The organism is Actinomycetota bacterium (genome assembly GCA_005774595.1).
GTDB lineage: Bacteria > Actinomycetota > Coriobacteriia > Anaerosomatales > D1FN1-002 > D1FN1-002.
Genome location: VAUM01000086.1, coordinates 1 through 6,630, shown reverse-complemented (window position 1 = coordinate 6,630; position 6,630 = coordinate 1). Strand labels below are relative to the sequence as shown.

Annotated in this window: 8 protein-coding genes; all 8 read left to right on the top strand. The window is 71.3% G+C overall.

The window, feature by feature from the left end:
* Nucleotides 1-174 precede the first annotated feature (174 nt).
* The 8 genes from FDZ70_04970 to nuoK are packed head-to-tail and all read left to right on the top strand — an operon-like array spanning nucleotide 175 to nucleotide 6,510.
* On the top strand, nucleotides 175-543 hold the full coding sequence (locus FDZ70_04970; protein ID TLM77896.1) for an NADH-quinone oxidoreductase subunit A: 369 nt from the start codon (nucleotides 175-177) through the stop codon (nucleotides 541-543).
* A complete protein-coding gene (locus FDZ70_04965) occupies nucleotides 531-1,094 on the top strand; it encodes an NADH-quinone oxidoreductase subunit B (GenBank protein ID TLM77895.1) in 564 nt (187 codons plus the stop codon). Before FDZ70_04970 ends, FDZ70_04965 begins: the two co-directional genes overlap by 13 nt.
* Nucleotides 1,095-1,114: 20 nt before the next feature.
* Nucleotides 1,115-1,552 (top strand): NADH-quinone oxidoreductase subunit C, encoded by a 438-nt coding sequence (locus FDZ70_04960; protein TLM77898.1) that lies wholly within the window; start codon nucleotides 1,115-1,117, stop codon nucleotides 1,550-1,552.
* Nucleotides 1,553-1,582: 30 nt separating this feature from the next.
* On the top strand, nucleotides 1,583-2,701 hold the full coding sequence (locus tag FDZ70_04955) for an NADH-quinone oxidoreductase subunit D (protein TLM77897.1): 1,119 nt from the start codon (nucleotides 1,583-1,585) through the stop codon (nucleotides 2,699-2,701).
* Nucleotides 2,596-3,648, top strand: a complete 1,053-nt coding sequence (gene nuoH / locus FDZ70_04950; protein TLM77894.1) for an NADH-quinone oxidoreductase subunit NuoH — start codon at nucleotides 2,596-2,598, stop codon at nucleotides 3,646-3,648. Before FDZ70_04955 ends, nuoH begins: the two co-directional genes overlap by 106 nt.
* On the top strand, nucleotides 3,639-5,711 hold the full coding sequence (locus FDZ70_04945; protein TLM77893.1) for an FAD-dependent oxidoreductase: 2,073 nt from the start codon (nucleotides 3,639-3,641) through the stop codon (nucleotides 5,709-5,711). Before nuoH ends, FDZ70_04945 begins: the two co-directional genes overlap by 10 nt.
* A complete protein-coding gene (locus FDZ70_04940; GenBank protein ID TLM77892.1) occupies nucleotides 5,708-6,214 on the top strand; it encodes a hypothetical protein in 507 nt (168 codons plus the stop codon). The genes FDZ70_04945 and FDZ70_04940 overlap by 4 nt, the downstream gene beginning before the upstream one ends.
* Entirely contained in the window at nucleotides 6,211-6,510 is a 300-nt protein-coding gene (nuoK, locus tag FDZ70_04935; GenBank protein TLM77891.1) for an NADH-quinone oxidoreductase subunit NuoK, read from the top strand. Before FDZ70_04940 ends, nuoK begins: the two co-directional genes overlap by 4 nt.
* Nucleotides 6,511-6,630 lie beyond the last annotated feature (120 nt).

Sequence of the window (6,630 nt, the reverse complement as noted above, 5' to 3'; positions counted from 1 at the left end):
GATCTCGGTCACCGCGATCACCTACATCACCCCGCTCGAGGACGAGAGCTAGCCACCCGGACCGCAGGACGGGGAGTGCGGCGGGCAGGACTTTACCGTCGCGTGGCGAATTGCTAACGTGGGCTTTGTAACTGCGAGTTACAAGTACGCGATGGTGGCGGGCGAAAGGGTTCCATGCAGGACGCTTCCGGACAGAGCGTGCTGTTCGTACTCGGCATGGTCGCTGCGGCTGCCGGCTTCATCGGGGTGGTGTTCCTCGCGAACCTCGTCCTGTCGCCGCGCGCCGGCTCGCCGGCAAAGGAGTCTCCCTACGAGTGCGGCATGGAGCAGGCCGGCGCCCCGTGGACGCCGTTCAACCTGCGCTTCGCGCTGATCGCGCTGCTCTTCGTGCTCTTCGACGCCGAGAGCGTGCTGCTGTTCGCCGTCGCGTCGGCGCTTCGCGGCTCGCTCGCCGGCGTGATCGAGGTCGGCGCGTTCGTCGCGTTCCTCGCACTCGGGCTCGCGTACGCGTGGAAGACCGGGGCGCTGAAGTGGCCGTCGTAGACTCCATCGGCCGCGGGCTGGACGCAGCGCCCGGCGGCGACGTCGTGCTGACCACGCTCGACGCGCTCATCGACTGGGCGCGAGGCCACTCGCCGTGGGTGATGCCGATGGGCACCGCGTGCTGCGCCATGGAGCTGATCGCCGCGTCGTTCGCGAAGTTCGACTTCGACCGCCACGGCGCGTTCCCGCGTCCCGATCCTCGGCACGTGGATGTGATGGTCGTCGCGGGCACCGTCACCAAGAAGATGCAGCCGGCAGTCCAGCGCCTCTGGGACCAGATGCCCGAGCCGAAGTGGTGCATCGCGATGGGCAACTGCGCCGTGTCCGGCGGCATCTTCCTCCACGACTCGTACACCGTCGTGCGCGGCGTCGACGAGTTCCTCCCGGTCGACGTCTACATCGCCGGTTGCCCGCCGCGCCCCGAGTCGCTCCAGGACGCCGTGCTGCAGCTCGCGAAGAAGATCCGTTCCGAGTCCATCGCGGAAGGCCGCACCCACCGTGCGGACCTGCTGCTGCCGGAGGCGCCGTGCGAGCCGGAGGAGGCGCCGTGACCGGCGAGGACCTGCGCGAGATGCTCTGCGCCGCCTATCCGGACCTGTGCACGCTGTTCTCGGTGGAGTTCGGCGACGGCGTGCTGGCCGTCGAGCCCGGCGCGCTACTGTCCTCGGCCGAAGACCTCAAGCGGCTCGGCTTCGACCGCCTCGGCATGGTCACGGCCGTCGACTACGGCGAGCAGTTCGAGATCGTCGTGCGCCTCCACGCGCCCGAGCATCACGCCGCGGTCTTCCTGAAGTGCCGCGTGCCTCGCTCGGAGCCGCGCGTGCCGTCGCTCACTGCGCTGTGGCCGGGCGCGGACTGGCACGAGCGCGAGACGTACGACCTCTTCGGCATCGTGTTCGAGGGCCATCCCGACCTGCGCCGCATCATGCTTCCGGACGACTGGCGCGGGCATCCGCTGCGCAAGGACTACGAGGACCCGCACGTCCTCCCGAGGCCGGACTACATCTGACGCATGACGATGCAGGTGGACAGCAGGCGGATGGTGGACGGCGCCGATGGGCGGCCGGTCGAGGAACTCGTCGTCAACCTCGGCCCGTCGCACCCATCCACGCACGGCGTGTGCCGCGTCATCGCGCACCTCGACGGCGAGGTCGTCGTGAAGGCCGAGACCGTCATCGGCTACCTGCACCGCGGGATCGAGAAGATCGCCGAGAACCGCACCTACCGCCAGGTCGTGCCGCTGACCGACCGGCTCGACTACGTCGGCTCGATGTACGCGAACTGGGCGTACTGCCGCGCGGTCGAGCGCCTCGCGGACATCCGGCTCCCCGAGCGCGCCGAGTACCTGCGCGTTATCGTCTGCGAGCTGCAGCGGATCGCGAGCCACATGATGGCGCTGGGCTCCTCGGCCGCCGACACCGGCGCGTTCACGATGTTCGTCTACGCCTTCGAGGAGCGCGAGCGGATCGTCGAGCTGTTCGAGTCGCTGTGCGGCGCCCGTCTCACCTACAGCTACGTGCGCCCCGGCGGCGTCGCGTTCGACCTGCCCGACGGCTGGGTCGAGACCTGCCGCGCGTTCCTGAAGGCGCACGTCAAGGGCCTGGCCGAGATGGACCGGCTCTTCTTCGGCAACGTCATCGCCCGCGGGCGCCTTCAGGGCGCCGGCGCGCTGTCGGCGGCGGACGCGGTCGCGTTCGGTGCGAGCGGCCCCACGGCGCGCGCCTCGGGCGTGGATTGGGACCTGCGCCGCGACGATGCGTACTCGGTCTACCCGCGTTTCGATTTCGAGGTGCCGCTCGGCGCCAACGGGGACGCGTTCGACCGTGCGCGGTGCCGGCTGTTCGAGGCGTATGAGTCGGTGCGCATCATCGAGCAGGCGCTCGACCAGGTCGAGCCGGGGCCGATCGTCACACCCGGGCTGCCGCGCCTGCTCGCTCCGCGGGCCGGCGACGCGTACGACCACATCGAATCGGCGCGCGGCTCGCTCGGCGTCTACGTGGTGTCGGACGGTTCGCCGCGCCCGTACCGCCTGAAGTTCCGGTCGCCGGCCTTCTGCAACCTGCAGCTGCTGTCGCACCTCGCACCGGGTCACACGCTCTCGGACCTCATCGTGATCCTCGGCTCACTCGACCCTGTCTTCGGCGAGGTGGACCGGTGACCGGCGTGCTCGGAGGAGCGGTCTGGGGGCTGGCCGCGGGCCTGCTCATCGCGCTGGCCGCGCTGTTCGGCGTGTGGTGGGAGCGCAAGGTCGCCGGCCGCATCCAGATGCGGTACGGCCCGCAGGAGACCGGCCCGTTCGGCCTGCTCCAGACGCTCGCGGACACCGTGAAGCTCGTGCTCAAGGAGGACGTGACGCCGGCGCAGGCCGACGTGTGGCTGTTCCGCTTCGCGCCGCTGCTCACCTTCATCCCCATCGCCGCCTCGCTGCTCGTCATCCCGTACGCGAGGGGCTTCGCCCCGCTCGACTCGGGCATCGGCGTGCTGTTCTTCCTCGCGGTGCCCTCGCTGTCGGTCATCGGCGTCTTGGTGGGCGGCTGGTCGTCGCGCAACACCTTCGCGACGATCGGCGGCGTGCGGGGCGCCGCGCAGATGATCTCGTACGAGGTCCCGCGCACGCTGGCCGTGCTCGCGCCGGTGCTCCTTGCAGGGTCGCTGCGCCCGCTCGAGGTCATGGAGCGGTGGGCATGGTGGTGGCCGTTCCTGCTCGTGCCTGCGTTCCTCGTGTACTACATCTCGTCGATCGCAGAACTCAACCGCGGGCCCTTCGACCTCGCCGAGGCCGAGTCGGAACTGGTGGCCGGCTACTTCACCGACTACACCGGCATCCGGTGGGCGGTCTTCATGATGGGCGAGTACGGTGGCATCGTCGCCGCGTCGCTCTTCGGCGCCGCGGTGTACCTCGGCGGCTGGCGCCTGCTGCCGGGGGCGGCGGGCGTGCTCGCGTACGTGCTCCTCACGCTGCTGATCGCCACGAGCATGATCTGGGTCAAGTGGACGTTCCCGCGTATGCGGCCCGACCAGCTGATGGCCACCGCGTGGAAGGTGCTCACGCCCATCGCGCTCGTCCAGCTCGTGCTGGTGGGGGCGGTGCTTCCGTGGCTGTGACGCAGAGCGAGCACCACGAGTTCCCGCCGCCGGCCGACGGCATGCATCACGGCGACAAGGTGCCGCTGGAGATCGTCGTGTCCGAGGAGCCGGTGCGGGGTGTCGCGGGCTTCCTCGCCGCGTGGCGCTCGCTCGCCACGGGCCTCGGCATCACGGCGAAGCGGGCGATGGGCAAGCCCAAGACCGTCCGCTACCCGCGCGAGCGCGTGTCGCTGTCGCCGCGCTGGCGCGGCGCGCTGCGGCTCACCGGCACCCTTGGTGTCGACCAGGTGGCGCTCGTGCGCTCGGAGCCGGTGGGCTACAACGCTGTGGTCGACGGGATGCACCGCGAGGACCGCCTTCCGCCCTGCATGGGCAACTGCCCCGCGAACGTCGACGTCCGCGGGCAGAACAGCCTGATCGCGGACGCGCGCCCGGTCGAGGCGTACGAGCTCGTGCGCGAGCGCAACGTGATGCCGGGCGTCCTCGGGCGCATCTGCCATCACCCGTGTGAGGCCGCGTGCCGCCGCAACGACTACGACGAGCCGATCGCCGTGCGGCCGCTGCACCGCGTGGCGTACGAGGCGTTCGAGGCCGTCCGCGAGGAGCGCATCCAGGCTTTCGAGCACACGAGCGGCAAGCATGTCGCGATCGTGGGCGCCGGCCCCGCCGGCCTGGCCGCGGCCGCGGACCTGATGCGCCTCGGCCATGCGGTCACGGTGTACGAGAAGGACCACATGCCCGGCGGCGCGCTCAACTCCGGCGTGCCGTCGTATCGCCTGCCGCGCGAGGTGCTCCACGGGGAGATCGACGACCTCGTCCGCATGGGGCTCGACCTGCGCTGCAACACGCGCATCGGGCGCGAGGTCCCGCTCGAGCACCTCATCGGCGAGTACGACGCGGTGCTCATCGCGGCGGGGCTGCAGACCAGCCGGCTCATCCCGGTCCCGGGCGTGGAAGCCGAGGGCGTCATGGGCGCGATCCCGTTCCTGCGCGGCGCGAACTTCCACGCTGAGGCCGGCGTGCGCGGCAAGCGTGTGGTGGTCATCGGCGGCGGCAACGTGGCGGTCGACGTGGCGCGCTGCGCGCTTCGCGTGGGTGCGACCGAGGTCCGGCAGGCCTCGCTGGAGTCCGACGACGAGATGCCCGCGCACCCGTGGGAGATCGAGGAGGCGCTCGACGAGGGCGTCATCATGATGTGTTCGCTCGGGCCGCACGAGGTCATCGTCGAGGATGGCCGCGTCGCCGGGATGAAGATGCGCGAGTGCCTCTCGGTGTTCGACGCGCAGGGCCGCTTCTCGCCGCAGTTCGGCGAGGAGTACACGGACGTGCCGTGCGACGTGGTGGTCTTCGCGGTCGGGCAGGCGGCGGACCTTCGCGAGCTCGTCGGGGGCACCGACCTCATGCTCGACGAGCGCGGCAACCTGAAGGTGCACGGTTCCACCTTCACGACCGGGCACGACGGCGTCTTCGCCTGCGGCGAGGTCGTGACCGGGCCGGGCAGCTGCATCGGGTCGATCGCCACGGGCCACGAGGCCGCGATCTCCATCCACCGCTACCTGTCGGACGAGGACCCCGACGGCACGCGGACCATGCGCCCCGTGCCGGTGTACGACCGCTACGCGAAGGCGTCGCTGGACGGCGTCGAGCCGTCGCGCCTGAGGATCGACATGCCGATGTCGGACCCGTCGGAACGCGCGGGCGACTTCCGTGCCGTCGAGCTCGGCATGACGCCGGCCGAGGGCCTGCTGGAGGCGGCGCGCTGCCTGCGCTGCCAGTCCGAGGTCTGCGTGGCCTGCGGCTTCTGCGCCCGGACCTGCCCGGACTACGCGATCCAGGTGAAGCGCAACGCCGACGACGGGCGTCTCGCCATGACCAGCTACGACCTCGATCTGACGAAGTGCTGCTTCTGCGGTATGTGCGCCGAGCAGTGCCCGACCGATGCCCTGCAGCACACGGGCCAGTACGAGCTGTCGTTCTACCACCGCGACCTCATGCAGTTCGACCGTGACGAGATGTGCCGCGACGGCTCGGGCACGCGCGCGACCGGCGCCGACGCGGATCGCGGGGGGTGCGCCACGTGACCGTCACCGCCGGACAGGCCGTCTTCTGGTTGCTCGCGGCGCTGGCCGTGGGCGGCGCGCTGATGACCGTGCTCGCCCGCGAGGTCATGCGGATGGCGCTCGGGCTGGCGGTGTTCCTGCTCGCCGCGGCCGGGCTGTTCCTCGCGTACGGCGCCGCGTTCCTCGCGGCGGCGCAGGTGTTCCTCTACGTGGGCGGCGTGCTCGTCGTGATGCTGTTCGCCATCATGGTGCTCAAGCGTTCCGCGTCCGGCGTTCCGGACCTGACCAGCCGGCACGACGTCGTCTCGGGCGTGATGTGCGCGATGGCCGCGGTCCTCGGGGCCCGGCTCGTCCTGAGCGGCGAGCCGGCAACGGCCGCGGCCGCGGCGTCCGCGTCCGCGGGCGGCGCGGACCTCGCAGCCACCCTGCTCGGGCCGATGCTGCCGCAGTTCGAGATGCTCGGCGCGCTGCTGCTCGTCGCGCTCGTGGCTGCCGTCGCGATCGCGGGGGGTGAGCGCCGATGACCGCTCTCGTGAGCGTGTGCTTCGTCCTGTTCGCGATCGGGCTGTACGGCGTGCTGACGCGCCGCGACCTGATCGCGGTCCTCGCCTCGGTCGAGATCATGCTCGGTAGCGCGAACGTGCTGCTCGTGGGCTTGGCGCGCCTGTCCGGGGCGCCCGCCGGCGCCGCGCACGCGGTGGCGCTCACCGTGATGGTCGTGGCGGCCGCCGAGGCCGCCGTCGGTATGGCGCTGCTGCTCGCCGCGGTCAAACGCAGCGGGCGGCGCCAGGCCGAGGAGTTCACGGAGGTGTCCGGCTGATGGCGTGGCTCGCGGCACATCCGTTGGCGGCGATCGCGGTTCCTGCCGCCCTCGCAGTGCTGGTCGCGGCCTGCGGCGAGCGGGCGGCGCGCGTGACGCGCTGGCTGGCGGTCACCGGCC

Coding starts and splice junctions, on each gene's coding strand:
- FDZ70_04970 (TLM77896.1), top strand. CDS start 175: ATGCAGGACGCTTCCGGACAGAGCGTGCTGTTCGTACTCGGCATGGTC.
- FDZ70_04960 (TLM77898.1), top strand. CDS start 1,115: ATGCTCTGCGCCGCCTATCCGGACCTGTGCACGCTGTTCTCGGTGGAG.
- FDZ70_04955 (TLM77897.1), top strand. CDS start 1,583: ATGGTGGACGGCGCCGATGGGCGGCCGGTCGAGGAACTCGTCGTCAAC.
- nuoK (TLM77891.1), top strand. CDS start 6,211: ATGACCGCTCTCGTGAGCGTGTGCTTCGTCCTGTTCGCGATCGGGCTG.